This is a genomic window from Rhodococcus sp. P3_B8 (assembly GCF_056402775.1).
On the sequence record NZ_JBFUGT010000006.1, the window covers coordinates 88,436 to 109,508 of the forward strand.

22 protein-coding genes and 2 pseudogenes are annotated in these 21,073 nt (G+C 68.1%); 14 read left to right on the forward strand and 10 right to left on the reverse strand.

The genetic code is table 11. The features are described 5' to 3' along the window. Positions 1–5: 5 nt before the first annotated feature. Complete coding sequence (locus AC1D1G_RS04830) at positions 6–668, reverse strand: 3-oxoacid CoA-transferase subunit B (RefSeq protein ID WP_005260718.1); 663 nt, start codon at positions 666–668, stop codon at positions 6–8. Beyond that, complete coding sequence (locus tag AC1D1G_RS04835) at positions 665–1,432, reverse strand: CoA transferase subunit A (RefSeq protein ID WP_016884572.1); 768 nt, start codon at positions 1,430–1,432, stop codon at positions 665–667. The genes AC1D1G_RS04830 and AC1D1G_RS04835 overlap by 4 nt, the downstream gene beginning before the upstream one ends. A 197-nt stretch (positions 1,433–1,629) precedes the next feature. On the opposite strand from AC1D1G_RS04835, the gene AC1D1G_RS04840 reads away from it, so the two are divergent. Then, positions 1,630–2,412 (forward strand): IclR family transcriptional regulator, encoded by a 783-nt coding sequence (locus tag AC1D1G_RS04840; RefSeq protein ID WP_477951392.1) that lies wholly within the window; start codon positions 1,630–1,632, stop codon positions 2,410–2,412. Between the two features lie 242 nt (positions 2,413–2,654). Here the strand turns inward: AC1D1G_RS04840 and AC1D1G_RS04845 are convergent, their stop codons facing one another. The 4 genes from AC1D1G_RS04845 to AC1D1G_RS04860 form a co-directional block, all read right to left on the reverse strand. Continuing rightward, entirely contained in the window at positions 2,655–2,894 is a 240-nt protein-coding gene (locus AC1D1G_RS04845; RefSeq protein ID WP_005237803.1) for a DUF6400 family protein, read from the reverse strand. A 165-nt stretch (positions 2,895–3,059) separates the two neighbouring features. After that, positions 3,060–3,614 (reverse strand): YceI family protein, encoded by a 555-nt coding sequence (locus AC1D1G_RS04850; RefSeq protein WP_283330859.1) that lies wholly within the window; start codon positions 3,612–3,614, stop codon positions 3,060–3,062. Positions 3,615–3,737: 123 nt separating this feature from the next. Beyond that, the gene (locus tag AC1D1G_RS04855) at positions 3,738–4,214 is read right to left on the reverse strand and encodes a carboxymuconolactone decarboxylase family protein (RefSeq protein WP_477951393.1); all 477 of its coding nucleotides are present in this window, start codon (positions 4,212–4,214) and stop codon (positions 3,738–3,740) included. A 17-nt stretch (positions 4,215–4,231) separates the two neighbouring features. Continuing rightward, positions 4,232–4,693: a MarR family winged helix-turn-helix transcriptional regulator gene (locus AC1D1G_RS04860; RefSeq protein ID WP_009476979.1), complete on the reverse strand. Its 462-nt coding sequence runs from the start codon at positions 4,691–4,693 to the stop codon at positions 4,232–4,234. 100 nt (positions 4,694–4,793) lie between these two features. Between AC1D1G_RS04860 and AC1D1G_RS04865 the strand changes: the two genes are divergently transcribed. The 12 genes and pseudogenes from AC1D1G_RS04865 (at position 4,794) to AC1D1G_RS04920 (ending at position 16,325) form a co-directional block, all read left to right on the forward strand. Continuing rightward, positions 4,794–5,303, forward strand: a complete 510-nt coding sequence (locus AC1D1G_RS04865) for a VOC family protein (protein ID WP_477951394.1) — start codon at positions 4,794–4,796, stop codon at positions 5,301–5,303. Between the two features lie 52 nt (positions 5,304–5,355). Then, positions 5,356–6,144 carry a pirin family protein gene (locus AC1D1G_RS04870; protein WP_009476980.1) on the forward strand — a complete coding sequence of 263 codons (789 nt, stop codon included), beginning with the start codon at positions 5,356–5,358 and terminating at the stop codon, positions 6,142–6,144. Beyond that, a pseudogene (locus tag AC1D1G_RS04875) lies at positions 6,098–7,234 on the forward strand (alpha/beta hydrolase fold domain-containing protein). Before AC1D1G_RS04870 ends, AC1D1G_RS04875 begins: the two are co-directional and overlap by 47 nt. Further along, positions 7,231–8,301, forward strand: coding sequence for a quercetin 2,3-dioxygenase (locus AC1D1G_RS04880; protein ID WP_283354545.1), 1,071 nt, complete (start codon positions 7,231–7,233; stop codon positions 8,299–8,301). Before AC1D1G_RS04875 ends, AC1D1G_RS04880 begins: the two are co-directional and overlap by 4 nt. Positions 8,302–8,352: 51 nt before the next feature. Beyond that, positions 8,353–9,030: a FadR/GntR family transcriptional regulator gene (locus AC1D1G_RS04885; RefSeq protein WP_477951395.1), complete on the forward strand. Its 678-nt coding sequence runs from the start codon at positions 8,353–8,355 to the stop codon at positions 9,028–9,030. A gap of 136 nt (positions 9,031–9,166) precedes the next feature. After that, on the forward strand, positions 9,167–10,444 hold the full coding sequence (locus AC1D1G_RS04890) for an MFS transporter (protein ID WP_283336477.1): 1,278 nt from the start codon (positions 9,167–9,169) through the stop codon (positions 10,442–10,444). 41 nt (positions 10,445–10,485) lie between these two features. Beyond that, the gene (locus AC1D1G_RS04895) at positions 10,486–11,331 is read left to right on the forward strand and encodes a fumarylacetoacetate hydrolase family protein (RefSeq protein WP_477951396.1); all 846 of its coding nucleotides are present in this window, start codon (positions 10,486–10,488) and stop codon (positions 11,329–11,331) included. Then, on the forward strand, positions 11,328–12,962 hold the full coding sequence (locus AC1D1G_RS04900; RefSeq protein WP_477951397.1) for an FAD-dependent oxidoreductase: 1,635 nt from the start codon (positions 11,328–11,330) through the stop codon (positions 12,960–12,962). Before AC1D1G_RS04895 ends, AC1D1G_RS04900 begins: the two co-directional genes overlap by 4 nt. Positions 12,963–13,016: 54 nt before the next feature. Next, positions 13,017–14,150: a DUF3500 domain-containing protein gene (locus tag AC1D1G_RS04905; RefSeq protein WP_477951398.1), complete on the forward strand. Its 1,134-nt coding sequence runs from the start codon at positions 13,017–13,019 to the stop codon at positions 14,148–14,150. 159 nt (positions 14,151–14,309) lie between these two features. Next, complete coding sequence (locus AC1D1G_RS04910) at positions 14,310–14,894, forward strand: Rv1733c family protein (protein WP_105423210.1); 585 nt, start codon at positions 14,310–14,312, stop codon at positions 14,892–14,894. Between the two features lie 148 nt (positions 14,895–15,042). Then, a complete protein-coding gene (locus tag AC1D1G_RS04915; RefSeq protein WP_105423212.1) occupies positions 15,043–15,243 on the forward strand; it encodes a hypothetical protein in 201 nt (66 codons plus the stop codon). A gap of 143 nt (positions 15,244–15,386) precedes the next feature. Continuing rightward, the gene (locus tag AC1D1G_RS04920) at positions 15,387–16,325 is read left to right on the forward strand and encodes a dioxygenase family protein (RefSeq protein ID WP_283354549.1); all 939 of its coding nucleotides are present in this window, start codon (positions 15,387–15,389) and stop codon (positions 16,323–16,325) included. A 26-nt stretch (positions 16,326–16,351) separates the two neighbouring features. Here AC1D1G_RS04920 and AC1D1G_RS04925 read toward each other — a convergent pair whose 3' ends face one another. Both AC1D1G_RS04925 and AC1D1G_RS04930 read right to left on the reverse strand, forming a co-directional pair. Next, complete coding sequence (locus AC1D1G_RS04925) at positions 16,352–16,957, reverse strand: Rv1733c family protein (protein ID WP_280784808.1); 606 nt, start codon at positions 16,955–16,957, stop codon at positions 16,352–16,354. A 138-nt stretch (positions 16,958–17,095) separates the two neighbouring features. Further along, the gene (locus tag AC1D1G_RS04930) at positions 17,096–17,998 is read right to left on the reverse strand and encodes a LysR family transcriptional regulator (RefSeq protein WP_105423218.1); all 903 of its coding nucleotides are present in this window, start codon (positions 17,996–17,998) and stop codon (positions 17,096–17,098) included. Between the two features lie 74 nt (positions 17,999–18,072). Between AC1D1G_RS04930 and AC1D1G_RS04935 the strand changes: the two are divergent. Then, a pseudogene (locus AC1D1G_RS04935) lies at positions 18,073–19,027 on the forward strand (DMT family transporter). 28 nt (positions 19,028–19,055) lie between these two features. On the opposite strand, the gene AC1D1G_RS04940 reads toward AC1D1G_RS04935, so the two are convergent. After that, positions 19,056–20,102, reverse strand: coding sequence for a GGDEF domain-containing protein (locus tag AC1D1G_RS04940; RefSeq protein ID WP_477951399.1), 1,047 nt, complete (start codon positions 20,100–20,102; stop codon positions 19,056–19,058). 70 nt (positions 20,103–20,172) lie between these two features. Then, on the reverse strand, positions 20,173–21,072 hold the full coding sequence (locus tag AC1D1G_RS04945; RefSeq protein WP_283336485.1) for a carbon-nitrogen hydrolase family protein: 900 nt from the start codon (positions 21,070–21,072) through the stop codon (positions 20,173–20,175). Position 21,073 lies beyond the last annotated feature (1 nt).

Genomic DNA, 21,073 nt, shown 5'->3' on the forward strand with positions numbered 1-21,073 from the left:
GTTGCTCAGACGAGTGCGGATTCGCGGATCTCGAGGGGGGTTCCGGTGGCGGCGACGACCTCGTCGACGGTGACGCCGGGAGCGACCTCACGGAGAGCGAGGGTGCCGTCGCCGACCACGTCGATGACGGCGAGGTTGGTGATGATGCGGTTGACGACGCCCTGGCCGGTCAGCGGCAGGGTGCAGGCGTCGATGATCTTGGGGTTGCCGTCCCGGTCGGTGTGTTCCATGAGGACGATGACGCGGCTCGCGCCGTGCACGAGGTCCATCGCGCCACCCATGCCCTTGACCATCTTTCCGGGGACCATCCAGTTGGCGAGGTCGCCGGTGCGGGAGACCTGCATGCCGCCGAGGACGGCGGTGTCGATGTGGCCGCCGCGGATCATGCCGAACGACAGCGCGGAGTCGAAGAATGCGGCACCGGCATTGACGGTGACCGTTTCCTTGCCGGCGTTGATCAGGTCGGGGTCGACGTTCTCGTCGGTGGGGTAGGGGCCGGTGCCGAGGATCCCGTTCTCCGAATGCAGGGTCACGGTGACGTCGGTGCCGAGGTATCCGGGAATGAGCGTCGGCAGTCCGATGCCGAGGTTGACGTATTCGCCGTCGACCATCTCCGCGGCCGCGCGAGCGGCCATCTGCTCACGTGTCCATCCGTTGGTGCCGGTCATCGAGTGGCTCCTTCCGTGCTGCTGACTGTCCGCTTCTCGATCCGCTTGTTCTGGGGGCCGGTCTCGACGATGCGTTGAACGAAGACTCCGGGCAGATGCACCTGGGCGGGATCGATGGTGCCTGCGGGCACGAGTTCCTCGACCTGCGCGATGGTCACCTTCCCGGCCATCGCCGCGAGGGGGTTGAAGTTCAGGGCCGACTTGTCGAATACCAGGTTGCCGGCGGTGTCGCCCCGCAGTGCGTGGACCAGGGCGAAGTCGGCGGTGATGCCGAGTTCGAGAACGTAGCGCTTGTCGCCGAACACGCGGGTCTCCTTCGGGGGCGACGCGAGCGCGACGGAACCGTCGGCGGCGTACCGCCACGGCAGTCCGCCGTCGGCGACGGGGCTTCCCACACCGGCGGGGGTGAAGAACGCGGGGATGCCCGCTCCGCCCGCCCGAAGGCGTTCGGCCAGCGTGCCCTGCGGGGTCAGCTCCACCTCGAGCTCACCGGAAAGGTACTGACGCGCGAATTCCTTGTTCTCGCCGACGTACGACGCGGTGACACGCCGAATCTGGCGGGCGCCCAGCAGAATTCCGAGTCCGTGGTCGTCCACACCGCAGTTGTTGGAGAAGACCTCGAGATTCCCGACACCGGAGTCGGCGAGCGCGCGGATCAGCGAGTCGGGGATTCCGCACAGGCCGAACCCGCCCACGGCGATCGACGCGCCGTCGGACACGTCCGCGACTGCTTCTTCCGGGGTGTCGAACACTCTCGATCCCATGTGCATCCTTTCTCCTGGCCGCCGTACCGGCGATACCGTCTTCCGCATCACATCGTCCACCTGATGAACGTCTTCGTGCGACGAGCTTTGCTCCACTAAAAGGGGTCGCTTCATGCATTTCAAGGGTTTCGGAGAGAGTGCTCGCGGTTTGAACGTAGTGCCGGAGAGCGTTCACTGAGTGAACGTATACTGCGGTCATGGACGACGCGCAGCGGCCGCAGGTCATTCGGCGGGTGGGCGCCCTCTTCCGGGCCATCGCCGCCCTCGAATCGTCGGGATCCTCGACGTCCGCCCTGGCACGGGAGACGGGTCTCGCCCGCCCCACCGTGCACCGTCTCCTCGTTTCGCTGGCCGAGGAGGGGCTGGTGGACCGCGACCAGAAGTCGGGGAAATGGTCGCTGGGACCCGAGCTGTACCTGCTCGGCTCGCTCGCGGCCAGCCGGTACGACATCACGGACCGATCCCGCGACGTCCTGCGCGATCTGGCCCGCGAGACCGGCGAGAGTGTCTTCCTGTCCGCCCGCCGCGGCGACGAAACGGTCTGCATCGCGAGCGAGGAGGGCAGCTTCCCGCTGCGCTCCCACGTGCTGTACGTCGGCATCCGCCTGCCGCTGGGGGTGGCGTCGGYGGGTCTGGTCATCCTGTCCCACCTGCCGGACCGCGACATCGACGACTACCTGTCGCGCGCCGACGTCACCGGCGAGTGGGGAACACAGCACAGGCGGGACGAGATCGCCGAGCGCATCGCGGAGACACGCCTGAACGGGTACGCCGTCAATCCCGGACTGCTGGTGGAGGGCAGCTGGGGGATGGGCGCCGCCGTCTTCGACGCCCAGGGATCACCGGCCTGGGCGCTGAGCATCACGGGGGTGGAGAGCCGGTTCCGCGAGGAGCGCCGCCGCGAACTGGGCGAACTCCTCCTCCGCCAGGCGCACCGGCTCACCCAACTGCTCGCCGACAGGCCGCGGAGTCGGGGATGACCGAGCGGTGGGCCGGCGCCTACGCCGCCTTCCGCCGCCGCTGCGGTCGCCCGTGGCGAGTGTCGATACTCCACAGGTGGGTGCAGTCGGGGCACTGCAGATGGACGTGGGTTCCCTGATTGCTCAGCAGGTACTGCCAATGCCGGTCGCAATTGCGGCCGGACCCGCAGTCGTGGCAGTCCGAGCCGTGATCGCAGCCAGGGCAGGGCAACCAGGCGCGACGGGAGAAGTCCGCGGTCGGATCAATCGGTAACACGGCCCACCGTCCGATCCGGGAGCACACCCGCCTGGACCAGCTCGTCGTAGATGCGCTGCTGCTCGGGGTCGAGGCCGGAGTACAGCATGTCGTACGCCCGCTCTTCCTCCGCGAGCACGGCGACGGGGTCCCAGTCCTCGCCGATCGCCTCGAGAACAGCGGTGCGCCGCCGCGCCTCGTCCAGCGTGAGGTCGAGCGCGAACGAGAGTTCGGAGTCGCTACCCATGTGGTCACCTTCGTTTCGCAGTCGCCGTTATCGAAGGGGCCAGGGTCACTCGAGCCCGCCCAAGATCACAATGACCTGGATCACGTCGATCGAAAGTGTTGCGTCGTATTAACGACGAAACGCCCCGCCATCCGGGTGGATGACGGGGCGCTGGTGCGAGTGGGGTCAGGCCTGCAGGCCGGCCTCGATCTCGAGGGTGATGGTGATCTTGTCGCCGACGACGGCTCCGCCGCCTTCGAGGGGCATGTCGATGGTGATGCCGAAGTCCTTGCGGTTGAGGACGGTGGTGGCTTCGAAGCCGGCGACCGGGCCGTTGCCCATGCCGGGGTTGACGCCGTTGAACTCGAGGGCGAGCTCGACGGGGCGGGTGACGCCGTGGAGGGTGAATTCGCCCTCGACCACGTAGTCGTCGCCCTTGGGGCGGACGGCGGTGGAGGTGAAGGTGGCGGTGGGGTACTGCTCGGCGTCGAAGAAGTCGGCGGACTTGATGTGGGCGTCGCGGTCGGTGTTCTTGGTGTCGATGGACGCGACCTGGATYTCGGCGGTGACGGCGGCGGTGCCGTCCTCGGCGACGGTGATCGCGCCGGTGAAGTCGTTGAAGGTGCCGCGGACCTTGCTGACCATSAGGTGGCGGACGGAGAAGCCGACGGTGGAGTGGACGGTGTCGATGGCCCAGGTTCCGGCGGTGAGGTTGGGCAGGGTGGCGGTGGCGGTGGTCATGAAAACTCCTTGAGCTGTGGAATGGTCACTCGAAATCGAGGTAATTGAATCTGCAACTACTACGTTAGGCCGATGTCGTTGCGAAGTCAACTAAATTCTGCGAAAGGCTGGTGAACGGCGGTATTACTGCTTCGGCCGGACCGGATGGCGGCTGACGATGGAGATCCGGTTGAAGGCGTTCATGGTGACGGCGATCCAGCTCACCGTGGCGATCTCCGGCTCGGAGAGGAACTGGCGCGCGAACGCGTAGTCGGCCTCCTGGGTATGCGCGTCCGGGAGGGTCGTGATCGATTCGGCCAAGGTCAGCGCCGCAACCTCCCGATCGGAGAACAGTGCCGTCTCCCGCCAGGCGGGCAGAACCGCGAGGCGCTGCTGGGTCTCGCCGGCCGCGAGCGCCGCGGCGACGTGAACGTCCAGGCAGTACGCGCAGCGGTTGATCTGGGAGACGCGCACGTTGATCAGCTCGACGAATCGCCGGTCCATCCCGACCTCGGTGGTCGCATGACGGACGGCCTTGGCGACGCCGATCTGCGCCTGATAGACGGCCGGACTCTGCTTGTCGATGTGGACGTACTCGTTCACGGGTGCCGTGCTGCTCATGGTCGACCTTTCCGGGCTCAGGGGTTTTCCAGCAGGTGGGTGCGCATTTCGCTGAAGTCGTGACCGAGGATGCCGACGTCGCGGGGGCTGAGCAGGTCGAACATGTTGCGGCGCACCTCCGCGACATGTCCGGGGCTGGCGGCGGCGAGCTTCTCGGCTCCGGCGTCGGTCAGCTCGGCCAATGTTCCCCGCTTGTCGTCTTCGCATTCGACGCGGCGCACCCAGCCTGTGTCGACCAGCCTGCTGATGGCCCTGGTCACACCGCTGCGGGTGGTGGTCACCGCGTCGGCGAGTTCGCGCATCCGCAGTTGCCGCTGCGGCGCCTCCGACAGCACGACGAGCAGTTCGAAGTCCGTGAACGAGATGCCGGCGTCGCGGGTGAGCTGCCGATCGAGCGCCTGCAGGAGTAGGCGTGTGGCGTCCAGGTAGGCGCGCCAGGTGTTCTGTTCGTCGGCGCTGAGCCATCGGGTCGGTTCCACGACACCAGCATAGCTCAAGTAGTTGACAGCGCAACGACTTGCTGTAGTCTGAATTTAGTTGAAAGCGCAATCACTGCGCTCCGCGGAGAGGGGCAGGGCAATGAGCACCACAGACGAGCAGGAGCGTTCGCAGAGGTTCGCGGAGCAACGCGACCGGATCCGCGTCGAGCATCTGAAGCCGGTGGCGTCGAGGCCCGCGTCCTCGGCCCGCGGACTCCATCACACTGCGCTGATCAGCAGTGACGTCGAGCGCACCGTCCGGTTCTATCAAGACCTGCTCGAGTTTCCGCTCACCGAACTGATCGAGAACCGGGACTACGCCGGGTCGTCGCACTTCTTCTTCGACATCGGCAACGGCAACCTGCTGGCATTCTTCGACTTCCCGGGCCTCGACGTCGGCCCGTACCGGGAAGTGCTCGGCGGACTCCACCACATCGCGATCAGCGTCGAACCCGACCGGTGGAACCACCTGCGCACGAAACTGATCGACGCCGGCGTCGAATTGGTCGAACACAGCGAGGTGTCGATGTACTTCCGCGACCCCGACGGTGCCCGCCTCGAACTCATCGCCGACCCGCTCGGCGAAATGTACGGCTCACACGTTCTGTGAGAACCCCGACTCTGAGAAGCCTGGCTCTGAGAAACCTGGAGAGGATTCGCTCATGACTGCCGCCATCACCCCACCCCGCATCGACGTCCGCCGAGCCGACGACCGGTTCAAGACCGACGCCGGCTGGCTGGATTCCAAGCATTCGTTCTCGTTCAGCAACCACTACGACCCGGCCAACACCCATCACGGGGTGCTCATGGTCAACAACGACGACATCGTCATCCCGGGTCAGGGCTTCGACACCCACCCTCACCAGGACATGGAGATCGTCACCTGGGTGCTCCAGGGTTCACTGGTGCACCAGGATTCGATGGGACACTCCGGCGTCATCTACCCCGGACTGGCCCAGCGCATGAGCGCCGGGACCGGAATCCTGCACTCGGAGAAGAACGACTCGTGGCGACTGGACGGCGTCACCGGTGAGCACGCCGACGAGCACACCGATCCGGTCCACTTCATCCAGATGTGGGTCGTGCCCGACGAAGCCGGCATCACACCCGGTTACGAGCAACTCGAGATCGACCACGAGTTGCTCGCCGGGGGACTGGTGCCCGTCGCGTCGGGCATGCCGCACTACGCGGACCACTCGGCGATCCGGATCAAGAACAAGTACGCCGCAATGCACGTCGCACGTCTGCAGCCCGGGCAAGCGCCGATCACCCTGCCCGACGCCCCGTTCCTCCACGTGTTCGTCGCGCGCGGCGAAGCGTCGATGGAAGGCGTCGGCATCCTCGCCGAGGGTGACGCCGTCCGGCTCAGCGGTGGCGGCGGCCAACAGGTGACCACCGACACCGGTGCCGAGATCATCGTGTGGGAGATGCACGCGACGATCGCTGCATGACGCGAGCCGCGGGGCAGGTGCGGGTCTTCCGTTCGGGTTGCCGAAGCTGCTACTGTGCCCGACAGACAGTGACCTAAGGAAGGGCCTTACAACCGCGCAAGCGGCGACCCAGGCCCGGGTCCTGCATCCGAAGGAGTTCAGTCCCTTGGACACGGCTTCGACCGTCGTCCGCCGATCCACCGTCGAGTACGCGCCCGATCTGCTACTCGATCTCGTCCGTCCCGCCGAAGCAGAGCACCCCTTGCCTGCGATCGTGTGGGTGCACGGAGGTGGTTGGCGGCTTCAAGACCGCACTGCATGCCCAGATCTGGTGCAGCACTTCGCACGGCACGGCTATGTCATGGTCAGCATCGACTACCGGCTCGCGCCCGGGACTTGCCACCCCGGCCAGCTCTTCGACGTCCGGCGGGCGGTGCGCTGGCTGCGTGCCAACGCCGCGGACCACGGCATCGACCCCGACCGGATCGGTGTGTGAGGCTCGTCCGCCGGTGGGCACCTCGCCGCGTTGACCGGAGTGCATTCGGGCACAACACGATTGCCCGGGGAAGAACCCGCGTCAGTCGACAGCTCGGTGCAGGCCGTCGTCGACGGTTACGGGCCCGCCGACCTGCCCGGCCTCGTCGACCTCTCCGCGGAACGGGCACCGGGGGAGGACGATTCCCCGGAGGCATCGTTGCTCGGCGGCGCGATCCGCGACCGACTGGACGCCGCGAGATCCGCGAGCCCCGCACTGCAGGTGGCGCCCGGAGCACCGCCGTTTCTGGTCATGCACGGTCTCGGCGACAACCTGGTGCCGTTCACGCAGAGTGTGGAGTTGTACGACGCGCTCGTCGCGCACGGCAACGAGGCCATTCTCTATCTGATCGAGGGATTCGGGCACGGGTTCTTCAACCCGGGCCACGTCCTCGAACTCGGCCCCGACCAGACCCTCGACCAAGGCCATCTCGAACGAGATCCGCAGGCGCCCGCCTCGACTCGCGCGGTGAGCGCCTTCGGTCGCGCACTGACCGAGAGGTACCCCTCCGCCTCGTTCGCCGCGGTCGAAGCCTTCTTCTCGCACACACTGAAACCAGGAACACCCACCCCATGACTACTTTCGACATTCCCGTCCTCGACGAGGTCCACGCTGCCGCTCCGCAACTCGACACCCTCCCCGGCCGCTGCGTGCCCTACGCCATGGCCGCCGGGGAAGGCGAGCGCCACGAACTCGGCGGGCAACTGATCACCGTCATCGCCCGGCCGGAGGACACCGGCGGGCAATTCGGTGCCGCATATGTCTACGGCGGCAAGGGAACCGAGACGCCGTTCCTCGCCCACGATCGCGAGCACCGCTTCCTGTACGTCACCGACGGGCGGCTGCAGATCTGGTTGCCGGGCGAATCGCACCTGCTCGTGCCCGGTGACTCGGTCACCGTCCCGGCCGGGACGCCGTACGCCTACCGCATGCTCGCGCACCGGACGCGGTTCCTGAGCTGGCTCACCGTCGGCGACGGGCACCGGTGGTCGCAAGCCACCGGTCAGGCCACCTCATCGCACGTCTTCGACGCCGAGGCGGCGCCGATGTCGGACGCGCGGCAATCCGAACTCGCGGACCGGTTCGGTGTCCGGGTCCACGATCTCGAGAAGACGGACCTGCCTGCGGTGACCGGCACGGCGTTGCCCGCCGCGGAGTCCCCCTACGTGCTGCAGGCGGGCGAAGGCGACCGCTGGGCGAGTCTCGACCAGCTGAACACCTACCTCGCACGACCGCGGAACACCGGCGGAACGTATTTCGCGATGCACACCATGGGCGGCAAGAGTGCGTACATTCCCCGTCACTTCCATCGTGAGCACACAGAGAACTTCTTCTGCATCGAGGGTCGAATTCTCCTGCACGCCAACGGCCGGGAGATCATGCTGACCAAGGGTGATTTTCTCCATGCGCCGGCCGGGACGATCCACAGTTTCGCCTTCGACAGCCATAACACGCAGATGCTCGGCCTGCTGACCACTGGCGTGTTCGAGAAGTTCTTCGAGTACATGAACGTCCCGACGGACGCGCACGTCCACACCGAGGGCGGCGACATGCAGTTCCCGGCCGAAGGGTTCGCGCGGGCGCGTGCGGAGCTGGACCTCGAGGTCGTCGGCCCGCCGCCGGCACGAGGCGACGGTCGCTGAGACCCGTCCGGCGCGCACACGTCCGGAGCGGCCGAGCTCTACACTCGTGCCATGGCGATCCAGAGCACCGTCACCCGGGCAGAGTCCCTGGTCGCCCACATCCAGGACCGGATCGCCGCGGGTGAACTCGCGCCCGGTGATCGGGTGGGTACCCGCAGGGAACTCCAGGCGGAGTCGGGGATGGCCCGCGGAACGGTCATCGAGGCCGTCCGGCTCCTGCAGGATCGGGGAGTCATCACCGTCCGGCCCGGACCCGGCGGTGGCCTGTTCGTCGCCGAACCGTCCTCGGTGGTCCGGCTCGGCCGTACCCTGCTGACCGTCGAGGGCGACGCGGCGGGAGTCGCCGACGCCATCGCCGTCCGGGAAGAACTGGAACCCCTCGTGACGGAACTGGCCGCCCGTCACCGGACCGATGCCGACGTCGCCGACCTGCGGCAGGTGATGACCGTTCTCGAGGATTCGGCCGGCGACCCCGAGGCGTTCATCCGTGCCGTGTGGGATCTGCATCGCCGGATCGTGGCGATCGGCCCCAACCAGGTGTTGCGCGAAACCTATCTGAGCCTCGAAACCTACGTCGAGCAGCACGCGACGCGAGCGAGCCGCGAACGAAGCGCCACCAACAGCGAGTACTTCGCGCGACGGATCGACGTGCACCGCGCGCTGGTCGATGCCATCGAGTCCGGCGACCCGGCCCGTGCCCGCGCGGCTGCTCAGGCGCACGCTCACTGAGCAATCGCTTCTCGCAGCCCTTTCTCGAATGCAGTGCTTGACAGAGGGCAGTGGTCTGTGGCTACCATCACACATAACGGTTATAACCGTTTATCGGAGGAGTTGATCCTCCCCCCACTGACCAGGAGTGTTCCGCATGAATTTCTCCACGTCCTCGCCCGGCGGCCGCGGCAGAGTGCTCGTGCCCGTCCTCTGCTGGGCTGCCCTCCTCAGCGACGGATACGACCTGTTCGTCTACGGCGCCACCCTGCCCGCCCTGATCGGCCACGCCCCCTGGTTCATCACCGCCGGGGCGGCAGGCACCGTGGGCAGCGCCGCCCTGGTCGGAGTCCTCATCGGCTCGCTGACCGCCGGGACGCTCACCGACATCCTGGGCCGCCGCCGCCTGTTCCTCGCGTGCCTGACGCTCTTCTCGACGGCAACCCTGGCCACCGCTATCGCCCCCACCTTCGAGATCTTCGCCGCCACCCGGCTGGTCGCCGGCCTGGGAATCGGCGGGTTGATGCCCACCGCCATCGCGATGGCGGCGGAGTTCGCGTCCCCGGCCTACCGGTCCCGGATCCTCGGCATGGTGCTCACCGGACCGGCGTTCGGCGGCGTCCTCGCATCGGCGGCGTCCCTGCTGCTGCTCGAGGAGTTCGGGTTCCGTCCGGTCTACGCACTCGGTGCGGTTCCGCTGATCACGTTGCTGCCGTTGGCGTTCGCGTTTCTGCCGGAGTCGCGGGCGTTCGTCGCCGAACGATCCTCCGAGGACCGGGCGTCGAAGTCGCCGGTCGCCAAACTCTTCGGTGACGGGATGGGGCGGGCCACGGTCGGTATCTGGTTCGTCGCGATCTGCAGCATGCTCACCATGTTCGGGGTGACCACCTGGCTGCCGCAGATCATGCGCAATGCCGGTTACCCGATCGGTTCGGCGGTGACGTTCCTGCTCGTCTACAGCGCCGGCGCCATCGTCGGAACGCTGCTCGCCTCCGTGCTGGCCGAACGGTTCGGTCCGAAGCCGCTGGTCCTGGCCGGGTTCTCCACGGCCGCAGTCTCTCTCGCGCTGCTGGGCACGCACCCGCCGACCGCCGTCCTGATGCTGCTGGTGGCGTTGGCCGGATTCGGCGGCCTCGGCACCCAGAACATGCTCAACGATCACATCGCGACGTTCTACCCGGCCCGATTCAGGGCAACCGGGCTCGGATGGGCGCTCGGAATCGGCCGGGCGGGCGCGATCGCGGGCCCCACGTACGGCGCGTTCTTCGTCGCCGGTGGCGGTGCCGTCATCGTCAGCTCACTGGCATTCGCCGTGCCCGCGCTGATCGGCGGCGTCGTGATGGCCACCCTCCCTCGACGCCCCCGCGCCACCCCCGCCGCCGCGGACAACCACCTCGAAGCGGCCACCGCGCGCAGCACCGAAGTTTCCCGCTAGGACTCGCCACCGAACGGTGGCGGACGAAAAGGATGAAATAGATGAAGATTGTCGGCTACCGCAAGAAGGATCAGGACGCCGTGACCGTGGGTGTCCTCCGTGACGGCTTCGTTCGACCGCTCGCCTCACTCGATGAATTCTGGAGCGACGCCGCCGGCTGGGTGGCACGAGCGGAACACCTCGAATCGCCCGAGATCGACGTCACGCTCGTCAGCGTGGTGCCGCCGGTGCCCGACTCCGCCCGCGTCATCTGCGTCGGCCTCAACTACAAGGCCCACGCCGCCGAGGGCGGCTTCACCCCGCCGCCCTACCCGACGTTGTTCGGGCGGTGGACCCCGTCGCTGAGCGTCGACGGAGCCCCGACGCCGGTGCCGGCCAACGAGGCGGGCCTGGACTGGGAGGGTGAGGTGGCCGCGTTCATCGGCACCCGGCTCGAAAGCGTCGACGCGGCCACCGGCCAGGCCGGGGTGCTCGGCTACGCCTGCTTCAACGACCTCACCGCCCGCAAGGCGCAGAAGCTGACCGCGCAATGGACGCTCGGCAAGAACGGCGACCGGTCCGGCCCCCTCGGCCCGCTGGTTCCCGCCGGTGAGGTCGGGGATCTGTCCGACGGTCTGCGGGTGCAGACCCGCGTCAACGGAACGGTCGTGCAGGACGGCAACACCCGGGACCTGATCTTCTCGGTCGGCGAGATCATCGCCCTCATCAGCGAGACGTTCACCCTGCACCCCGGCGACATCATCGCCACCGGCACCCCGGAGGGCGTCGGCTACGTGCGCAACCCACCGTGGCTGCTCGGGCCCGGCGATATCGTCGAGGTGGAGATCGACAAGCTCGGCGTCCTGCGGACCCCGATCGTCGATGCCAGCGGAAGGAAGGGCGCATGACCGACGTCGCGTCCGGTGTCGACCGGACACCGGTACTGATCGCCGGCGGCGGGCCGTCCGGGCTCGCGGCCGCGCTCGAACTGGCCCACCACGGGGTGGCAAGCCTGGTCGTCGAACCGAGGGTCGACGTCGACGCCGAACGCCCGCGCGCCAAGACCACCAACGCCCGCACCATGACGCACCTGCGGCGGTGGGGACTGGCCGACGAGGTGCGTGCCGCGTCGCCCCTTCCCGTCGAGTGGGCGCAGGACATCGTGTTCTGCTCGACTCTGCTGGGCCACGAGATCACCCGGTTCGAGAACGGCTTCCAGCTCGACGTCGCCACCCCGACGGTGGCGCCCGAACGCGGCCAGCAGGCACCACAACCTGTCGTGGAGACCGTGCTTCGGGAGGCGGTGCAGCGCAGCGAATTCGCCACCCTGCAACTCGGGGAGCGGGTCACGTCGCTCGAGGAACTCCCCGACGGCACCGTCCGTGCCACGGTGGAGGGTCCGGGGCAGACCCGAACGGTCGTGGCGGACTACGTCCTCGGGTGCGACGGCGGCGCGAGCATCGTGCGCGAGTCCATCGGCGCCCGGTTCGAGGGCACGTCCGGCGAGCGCCCCAATCTCAGCATCCTGTTCCGTGCGCCGGGCCTGGCCGAGCGGGTGCCGTTCGACGGTGCCGTCCACCACTGGGTGATGGCGCCCGGGGCGGCGGGCATCGTGGGCCGGCTCGACCTGTCGGACACCTGGTGGGCGATCGTGCAGGGCGTCGACGTCCGGGACGAGGAGGTCGACGCCACCGCGCTCGTGCACCGCCTCATCGGAGAGCCGGTCCCGGTCGAGATCATCGCCACCGACCCGTGGGTGGCACGAATGTTGCTGTCCGACAGCTACCGCAAGGGCCGGGTGTTCCTCGTCGGCGACGCCGCGCATCTCAATCCGCCATGGGGCGGGCACGGGTACAACACGTGCATCGGTGACGCCGTCAACATCGCCTGGAAGATCGCGGCGACGCTGCGCGGCTGGGCCGGGCCGCAACTGCTCGACAGTTACGAAGCCGAACGCCGGCCCGTCGCCGCCCGCACCATCGCCGAAGCCGGAGCGCAGGAAAAGGCTCTCGCGCATCATTTCTCCACCGTCGAGATCGGTCAGGACGGTCCGGCAGCGGAGGAGGCGCGCCGCCGCACGGCAGAGGCGCTCGCCGTGAAGAAGAGCGAATTCCATTCACTCGGACTCGTTCTCGGCTACGCCTACACCGACTCGCCCGTCATCGTGCCCGACGGATCGGCGCCGCCGGCGGAAGATCCCGTCGAGTACGTGCCCACCGCGTGCCCCGGAGCGCTACTGCCGCACGCGTGGTTGGGAGACGGCCGTTCGCTCTACGACGTTCTCGGCCCGGAGTACACCCTCGTCGTGCTGGACGACGTGGGATCCTCGCGGCACACCGCCGAACTCGAACCGCTGACGGCGAAGGCCGAGGAACTCGGTGTCCCTGTGACGGTGCTGCGATTGTCCGACACCGGGGGATCTCTGGGCAGTCTCCTCGGCGCCCCCTTCGTCCTCGTCCGACCCGACCAGCACGTGGCGTGGCGGGGCGGCGACCTCGCGAGCGCCGAGAAGGCGATCGACATCGCGGCGGGATGGTGAGAACACCTCCCCTCGCCGGACGCTCCACCTCCACACTCGAGAAGGAAGATTCACGTGTCTGCTCTCCATGAGGCGCCTCAGACGGCGACCAAGCTGCTCGTGACCGCCATGGGTTTGATCGATACGTTCGACCCCCGGCAACGGGCGACCGCGATCATCGACGATTTCGACGACCCGCGGCGGTTGAACTGGGACATCATCCCCAAACCGGACCGCACCGGCATCCCGCTGCACCAGTTGGACCGTCACCAGAAGGTGCTGGTGTGGGATCTGATCCGGTTGGCCGTGCCGCTGCGCACCTTCACGAAGGTGCTCTCGATCCCCCAACTCGAGCACGTCCTCCGGGACTACGAGCAGGATTTCCTCGGACCGGCACTGCAGACCTGGCGCACCTCGGATTCGTACTTCCTGACCTTCTTCGGCCGGCCGGGATTCGAGGACACCTGGACGCTGCGTTTCCTCGGTCACCACGTCTGCCTCAACCTGACGATCGTCGACGAGCGGTGGATCTCCGCCACCCCGGTCGCGTTGGGCGCGCAGCCCACCGAGTACGACGGGGTGCTCAAACCCCTCGCCGACGACGAGGGCCTGGCCTTCGACCTGCTGGCCTCCCTGGACGACGAGCAGCGCGGCCTCGCCGTCATCCACGACGTCGCACCGGCCGACTTTGTGACCCGGCAGGTGCCGCGGATCGGGGCCTACGAATACCCGGACCACTACGACCTCGGCATGCCCGGGTACACCATCACCGACGCCGACCGGGTCGCCCTGAAGTTCGTCCGCGATCGGCCGTCCGGGATCAGCGGGGCGAAGTTGTCCGGTGACCAGCAGCACGCACTGCTGGGGATCGTGGACTGCTATCTCGAGCGACTGCCCGAGGAAGCCGGCGACCGGCACCGGCAGGCGCTGCGGGAGGGCGGCATCGACCGGGTCTTCTTCGCGTGGGCCGGTGCGCAGAAGCGCGGCGCACCGCACTACTTCCGCGTCCACACCGACCGGTACCTCATCGAGGCGGTCAACGCCGTCGGCGGCGGGAACCACCTGCACACCGTGCTGCGGGACTTCGACAACGACTTCGGACACGACCTGCTCGCACTCCACGCCGGGACCGACTCGAAGTGGGGCGGCGGGCACCTGAGCAGCCGGACGGTGTCCAGCGAACAGTCCGATCCGCACCTCGAAACCTGAGTGCCGCTCTGCCCCGCACAGCGCTGAGCGGGGCCGACTCCGGTCTGCCCGCGGAGTGTGAGACTCGTCAAGTTTGTCCATTTCGGTTTCCCTGTTGCCTGATCAGTGGCGACACTGGTGAAGCTGACATTTAACGTGGACGAAACAATGAGGTGGATTGTGTTGGGGCGCTCGAAGGCAACCGTGGTGTACTCGGTGTCGGGTCGACCGTCCAACCCGTTCGCGCGACCGGTCGATCGTTTCGCGGCCACCCTGAAATCCGTCATCGTCACCCTCGCGGGTCTCGCGATCGTGCTCGCCGCCGTGATCGGCACCTGGGAGTACCACCAGGAGAGTGCGCGGGCCGCGCAACAACGCGCCACCACGACCCTCGTCGAGGCCGTCACCAACGCCGACGCCCCGATCACCCTGTCGCCCCGCGGCTCGGTCCGGACCACCCCGATGGTGAAGGCGACGTGGGCATGGGGCTCCGAGTCCCGCACCGACAGCATCGAGGTCCCCTCGGGGACTCCGGCGGGCACCTCGAAGACCATCGCCGTCGGCGACGACGGAAGCTGGGCCGGCCCGCGGATCACGACCTCCGACGTCGTCAGCGCCGCGGTCGCGGCAGTGCTCATTACCCTCGCCGCGAGCGCGCTGCTCCTGGGTGCGGTGTGGGCGATGTTCTCCCGCGCGGTCGAACGCCGGCGCCAGCAGTACTGGGACGAGAGCATCCGCAGGCTGTTCGCGACCTACAGTCGCTGATCCTCCCGCGGGCCGGTTCGACAGGCCTCGTACCTCACCTCGGACGGATCTGAATCCGCTTCGGACGTCACCCGGTCGCGCTGTCCCGTGTCGGTTTCGGTGGCCTCACTCCGGGCTATTCAGGTGATGCCGAGGAAAGGTGGGAGCCATGTCCGACCGGGATGCTTCTATATTCGAAAGCGAACGCGAGCTCGACGAAGAGTCCGTCCGTAAGGCGCAGCGGACGGTCGCCCACCATTCGATCGATGCCGACGACTGCCGGATGCTGCTCGCTGCGCTCGGCATCCCCCTCGTGCGTGACCTCGAGAACGAATCATTCTCCGGCACGGCCGGCGCCGAATCTCTCTGACCGACGCGTCTCGCGAGACGGCCCCAAGGCGACCGCTGCTGGGCGACAGGCGTTCACAGCGACTCCACAGCGAAGCTCGAGGGGGCCCGCACCGGCGACCGCTTGTATGGGATGTAACCGGAACAGCCCATGGAGAGGTCCTCATGACGAACAGCCCGCGTCACCACGCCGACGAAGTGCACGAGCACGATCGCGGCCTCAGCCACGACCTGAAATCGATGTTGTCGCGTCGCCGCGCACTGTTCGTGTTCGGCGCGGCGGGTGCGACCGCGCTCGCGGCGTGCTCGTCGGCGGGATCGACGGCGACGTCGTCCTCGTCGTCGACAGGGGCCGCCGCGACCACGGCGGAGACGGTGAGCGACGGCACGTGCGTGGCGGCGGCGCCGCAGGAAACGGCCGGACCGTATCCCGGTGACGGGTCCAACGGCCCGAACGTGCTGGTCGAGTCGGGGATCGTCCGGCAGGACATTCGCAGCAGCTTCGGCGCGTACTCCGGGACGGCGGAGGGTGTCGCGACGACCATCGAACTGAACCTGCAGGATCTGACGAAGGACTGCGCGGCCGGCGCGGGAATGGCCGTCTACCTGTGGCACTGCGACCGGGACGGCGAGTACTCGCTCTACGGTCAGGGCATCACCGAGCAGAACTACCTGCGCGGCGTTCAGGTGGCCGACTCCGCCGGCACGGTGTCGTTCACGTCGATCTTCCCGGCCTGCTACTCGGGACGCTGGCCGCACATTCACTTCGAGGTGTTCGACTCACTGGAATCTGCGGTGGCGGGCGAGGGCGCCCGGTTGACGTCGCAGATCGCAGTGCCGCAGGACGCGTGCACCACCGTCTTCGCCTACGACAGCGGGTACGCGAACAGTGTCGGCAACCTGTCGAAGGTCTCCCTGGACTCGGACAACGTGTTCGGGGACGGCTGGGATGCCGAGTTGGCCACCGTGTCGGGAGAACCCGCCACCGGTATGACGATCTCGATCACGATCGGTGTCGCCGAGAAGTCGGCGAACACGCAGTCCGCGCCGAGCGGTCCCGGTGAGGGTGGCGGGCAGCCGCCGAATGGGGCACCCGGCCGGTAGCCGTCGCGGCTCGGTTCCGTCGTCCGTCAGCTGACGTGCCACCCGGGTGGTCGGTCGAGTTCGTTCCATTCGCGGGTGAGCTGAGCCTGCTGCCGGCGGGACGCGACCCAGTGGACGACGAGGAAGAGGAGGCAGTACCCGCCGGTCGCGGTCACCCAGATCCCGCACGCGACGCTCACCGCCGTGGCGGCGTTCTGCGAACCGGTCTCCGGCGCCGGGACGAGATCGCCGTTCGGGTCGAGCCAGACGGTGACGGTCTGGCCGGCCTTCGCGGCCGATTCGGTGGGAACGTCGGCGGTGTGTGTCTGCCCGTTCGCCGACCACTGCACCCGTGCGTGGGCTTGATACTGGGGTGCGGCCGGCAGGGGTTCTCCCGTGGTTCCGGTGCGGGAATCCTCGACGAGCCTGGCGGGTGTCGGGTGCTGGGTGGCGAGTTCGGCCTGCGTCTGCTGGTCGAGCCGTGAGTACGTCTCGGTTCCGTAGGCCGCGGCCAGTGGAATCATCATGAGCACGAAGAACACCCCGATGAGGACCATCGCGGAGCGGAGCCGGTCGCACCCCCGCATGAGCGGGTTGCGGCTCCATGGACCCAGACGCCACAGCCGTGTCGGCGCTGCACACGTTTCGCTCATCGCGCACCTCCGGGTGGTTGCCCACCACCATTGTGCAACCGAAACGCCTGCACGTGTAGGGCCTTCTGGCAGGTGTTCGTGCGCGGCCGGTGTGGCCGCGTCAGACCTGTCGCGAAAGGTCGGGCGACGGGGGAGCTGTCACGCGCCGATTCCGGCGAAGGCTTCGGTCAGTGCCTCGATCCCGGCCCTGACCGTGGGGCGGTCGTTGTCGGCGCGGCGGAGTGCGTAGATCTCGCGTTCGAGTGTGGGGCGCACGGGGACGATCGCCACGTTGTCCGGCACCCAGACGCGGGCCAGGCGCGGCACGAGTGCGGCGGCGAGACCGTGCGCGACGAATTCGAGTTGAGCCGCGAATTCGGGCACTTCGTACCTGATATCCGGTTCGACGCCGCGGTTGCGCAACGTCTGCACCAGCCAGGTGTGGTACACCGCGCCCTTCTTCCACGTCGTCCACGGCATGTCCGCGATCTCGTCGAGATCGACGTGATCGCGGGACGCCAGCGGATGGTCCCGGGACAGTGCGACGTCGGCGGAGTCGCGGTGCACCAGGGTGTGCACTGCGTCCTCGGGCAGGTGCAGTGGCATCGTGACCCAGCTGTCGACGACGGCGAGGTCGAGTTCCCGGCGCACGATCGCGGGTATGAGGTCCTCGGTCTCGCCGGCGAAGAAGCTGACCGCGAGCTGCGGGTGACGCCTGCGCAGCGTCGCCACGGCAGTCGGCACGACGACTCTGCCTGCGGAGGAGAAGGACCCGATTCGCAGTTCTCCCACCACGTCGCGGTCGAGGGAGACGACTTCGGATTCGGCCTGCGCCAGAAGCGATATCACTTCCTGCCCGCGACGGGCCAGGAGCCGGCCGGCATCGGTGAGCTGGACGCCGCGGCCCGCGGGCACCAGGAGCCGGACGCCGACCTCCCGTTCGAACTTGCCGAGTTGCTGCGACACCCCGGATGGCGTCACGTGCAGGGCGCGGGCTGCGGCGCCGATCGATCCGTGTTCGGCGACAGCGCACAGCGCGCGGAGGCGATCGACGCTCAACATAGTAGTGATGCTACTGCTTTCATGACACGACTATTCACTTGTTGTAATGGTTGGGGCCTCGGAGAATTCTCGGTGTGACTACCGCTCTCCGTTTGCGTCCCCGTGCCCTCGTCAGCCCCTCCTTCAGCGTCGCGTCCGTGGATCCGCGACTGCTGGTGCTGGCGGGTGCGGTGGCGACTTCGCTGACCGGCAGTCTCATCAAGCTGTCCGGGGTGGAGCCGGCCACGTCGACGTTCTTCCGGTGTGTGCTGGCTGCCCATCCTCGGTCTTTTTGCGCTGCAAGAGTTTCGGCGGTACGGCGGGATTCCGCGTCGGGTGATCGGCGCCCAGGTGCTCGGCGGCATGATGCTCGGCGTCGACTTCGCGCTGTGGGCGCGATCGATCCACCTGATCGGCGCCGGAATCTCCACCGTCGTCGTCAACGTGCAAGTCGTCGTCGTGCCACTGCTCGCGTGGGTCTTCTTCCGTGCGCGGGTGCCGGTCCGGTTCGTCGTGGCGGTTCCCTTCCTGTTCGCCGGTGTGGCTCTCGCCGGCGGAATCCTCGGCGGCAGCGGCGACGGCGATCAGCTGTTCCTCGGAACTCTGCTGTCGCTGGCGGCGGGCGTGGCCTACGGGATCTACATCTTCGTCATCGGCCGCGCCGGATCCGCACACCGGGCGTCGTCGCAGGTGTTCGTGTCGACGATCGCCGCGGGCATCGTCGGGACCGCCGTGGGATCGCTGTGGGGAACGGTGGACCTCACACCGGGATGGCCCGCGCTGGGATGGCTGGCGGCGCTGTCGCTCAGCAGCCAGGTGCTCGGCTGGGTCCTCATCGGATTCGCCCTGCCGCGGCTCGCCGCCGAGGTGGGCGCCACGTTGCTGCTGCTCCAGCCGGTGCTGGCGATGCTGTTCTCCATCGCGATCGTGCACGAGCGTCCCAGCATCGGGCAGTTCGCCGGCTGCGCACTCGTCGTCGCAGCGGTGTGGGTGGTCACCCACGTGAAGGCGGCGGACCGGCGTCCGGTGACCGCGCGAATCGCCGAATGACGCAGGGTGCGGCGTCTGCCCAGGTGTTTCACCCCGTCCGCAGTGTGGGTTCGTCGGCGGGCGGTTCGGGTGGGTGCTGTCGCTGCTTCGCCGAGTACAGCTCGCGGTCGGCGGTTCGATAGAGCGCGGTGAGTGGGTCGGCCTCGCCGGTGCACGACGCGCAGCCGAAGCTGAACGGGGTCGGGCTCTGCCGGGCGAGTTGCGCCATCACGCCGGGCAGCTCGGCGTGATGCTCGCCGACCACGCAGGTGACGAACTCGTCGCCGCCCACCCGGGCGAGAAGGGCGCCGCGGGGCATGTGCTCGGCGAGGTAGTTCGCGAGGTCGACGAGAACAGCGTCGCCCGCGGCGTGGCCGTAGTGATCGTTGGTCGACTTGAACTGGTCGACGTCGATGAGGACCAACGTCACGGAGACCTGTCCGGTGCCCGCGCCTTCGAGGGCGTGCCGGAACGCGAGCTCGAAACCGGCGCGGTTGAGCAGGGCCGTCAGTCCGTCGGTGCTGGCCGATTCGATCAGGGTCCGGGTGAGGGACCCGAACATCTCGGCCGCACCGAGTACGCAGGTGACGGCCACGACGAGAACGGCGGCCTTCACCGTTACCGTGTCCACCTCGACCGGCACCAGCGTCAACGCGGTGGGTGCGACGACGACTCCGACCACCATCAACGCGGTGAGGCATCCGACGAGGAGCCGCGACTGCCGCTTCGGGTAGAACACGACGAAATACATCGCCAGGAACATCGCCGCGATCGCGCAGAGGAGTTGGGCCACGGCGAGAACGAGACCGGACATCACGATCGGAGTGGCGAGCAGTGCCGCCGTGGTGCAGACCTGGTAGGCCCGTCGGCTCGGCCTGCGCCCGCCCCGGTGCAGCACGACGAGTGCGAACACTCCGAGAAGAACGCCGGCCGTGCGAGCGGCGACGGTCTCCGGCCGGATCGACAACCCGACCATGGGAGGGAGGACGAACCCCGCCAGATGCAGCGCAGTCGTGATCCACAGGTAGCGGCGCAGGATGCGCGGCTGATAGTCCTGCAGGACCGTGTCGACGGACGAAGCAGCGAGGGGCCTCACCCTCGCAATTATCCAGGACCGGTCCCGGATGGGGCGGGTCTCTCGTGACCGCCCCTTCCGGGAGGGCGGGTCAGCTGGGTGTGGACGCGGGGACCGGCACGGCGTCGTCGTGCCACGGCGGTGTCTGGATGCCCCCGCCGCCGTACATCGGGAGCCGGATCCCGTCGCCGTGCCGGGCGATCTGGTCCCAGGGGCGGTTGAGGCCGAACGTGCCGTACGTGCGGACCCGGGTCACGGCGTCGAGGTCGAGGGTGTCGACGAGCACTTCTTCGCCCGACCCGGCCTGCTGGCGGACGATGCCCTCGGGGTCAACGACGACGCTGGCGCCGACCCCGGCCGGGTCGGCGCCGTTCACGTTGACGACGTAGACCTGGTTGGTCCACGCGTTGGCGCGGGAGCAGACGAGTTCCATCTCGCGGTCACGGGTGGTGGTGAGGGTGGGTTGGATGATCACTTCCGCCCCGAGCCAGGCCAGTTGGCGTGCGGTCTCCGGGAAGGAGCCGTCGTAGCAGATCGCCAGGCCGATCCGGCCGGTGCCGGGGATGTCGAAGACGACGAACTCGCTTCCGGGTGCGGTCTGCTCGTACGGCTGCCAGGGGAAGACCTTGCGGTAGCGGGCCACCACCTCGCCGAGCGGCGACACGGCGATGGCGGTGTTGTAGATCCTGTCGTCGTCGCCGCGCTCGTAGAGGCTTCCGGGCACCAGCCACAGGCCGGTTTCCTCGGCGAGTGCGCAGATCCGGTCGATGTGGGGGCCGGCGAGTGGCAGCGCCACCTGGTCCATCCAGTCGGCGCGGGCCTGCAGGAGAGGCGCCTCCGCGGCCAGCACGAGTTCGGGGACCACGACGAGTTCGACGTGCGGGAAGGTGTCGCGCACGGCGCGGACCTGGTCGGCGAACCGCTGCCAGGTGGCCTCCACGTCGAACGGGACCGGGGCGGTCTGGATGGCGGCGATGGTCAGTGTGCGCATG

What these genes read in the sequence shown, in the direction of transcription:
- AC1D1G_RS04920 (WP_283354549.1), top strand. Translation starts at nt 15,387, where the DNA reads ATGACGAACAGCCCGCGTCACCACGCCGACGAAGTGCACGAGCACGAT.
- AC1D1G_RS04890 (WP_283336477.1), top strand. Translation starts at nt 9,167, where the DNA reads ATGAATTTCTCCACGTCCTCGCCCGGCGGCCGCGGCAGAGTGCTCGTG.
- AC1D1G_RS04930 (WP_105423218.1), bottom strand. Translation starts at nt 17,998, where the DNA reads ATGTTGAGCGTCGATCGCCTCCGCGCGCTGTGCGCTGTCGCCGAACAC.
- AC1D1G_RS04925 (WP_280784808.1), bottom strand. Translation starts at nt 16,957, where the DNA reads ATGAGCGAAACGTGTGCAGCGCCGACACGGCTGTGGCGTCTGGGTCCA.
- AC1D1G_RS04865 (WP_477951394.1), top strand. Translation starts at nt 4,794, where the DNA reads ATGAGCACCACAGACGAGCAGGAGCGTTCGCAGAGGTTCGCGGAGCAA.
- AC1D1G_RS04835 (WP_016884572.1), bottom strand. Translation starts at nt 1,432, where the DNA reads ATGGGATCGAGAGTGTTCGACACCCCGGAAGAAGCAGTCGCGGACGTG.
- AC1D1G_RS04880 (WP_283354545.1), top strand. Translation starts at nt 7,231, where the DNA reads ATGACTACTTTCGACATTCCCGTCCTCGACGAGGTCCACGCTGCCGCT.
- AC1D1G_RS04895 (WP_477951396.1), top strand. Translation starts at nt 10,486, where the DNA reads ATGAAGATTGTCGGCTACCGCAAGAAGGATCAGGACGCCGTGACCGTG.
- AC1D1G_RS04855 (WP_477951393.1), bottom strand. Translation starts at nt 4,214, where the DNA reads ATGAGCAGCACGGCACCCGTGAACGAGTACGTCCACATCGACAAGCAG.
- AC1D1G_RS04900 (WP_477951397.1), top strand. Translation starts at nt 11,328, where the DNA reads ATGACCGACGTCGCGTCCGGTGTCGACCGGACACCGGTACTGATCGCC.
- AC1D1G_RS04915 (WP_105423212.1), top strand. Translation starts at nt 15,043, where the DNA reads ATGTCCGACCGGGATGCTTCTATATTCGAAAGCGAACGCGAGCTCGAC.
- AC1D1G_RS04870 (WP_009476980.1), top strand. Translation starts at nt 5,356, where the DNA reads ATGACTGCCGCCATCACCCCACCCCGCATCGACGTCCGCCGAGCCGAC.
- AC1D1G_RS04830 (WP_005260718.1), bottom strand. Translation starts at nt 668, where the DNA reads ATGACCGGCACCAACGGATGGACACGTGAGCAGATGGCCGCTCGCGCG.
- AC1D1G_RS04885 (WP_477951395.1), top strand. Translation starts at nt 8,353, where the DNA reads ATGGCGATCCAGAGCACCGTCACCCGGGCAGAGTCCCTGGTCGCCCAC.
- AC1D1G_RS04945 (WP_283336485.1), bottom strand. Translation starts at nt 21,072, where the DNA reads ATGCGCACACTGACCATCGCCGCCATCCAGACCGCCCCGGTCCCGTTC.
- AC1D1G_RS04845 (WP_005237803.1), bottom strand. Translation starts at nt 2,894, where the DNA reads ATGGGTAGCGACTCCGAACTCTCGTTCGCGCTCGACCTCACGCTGGAC.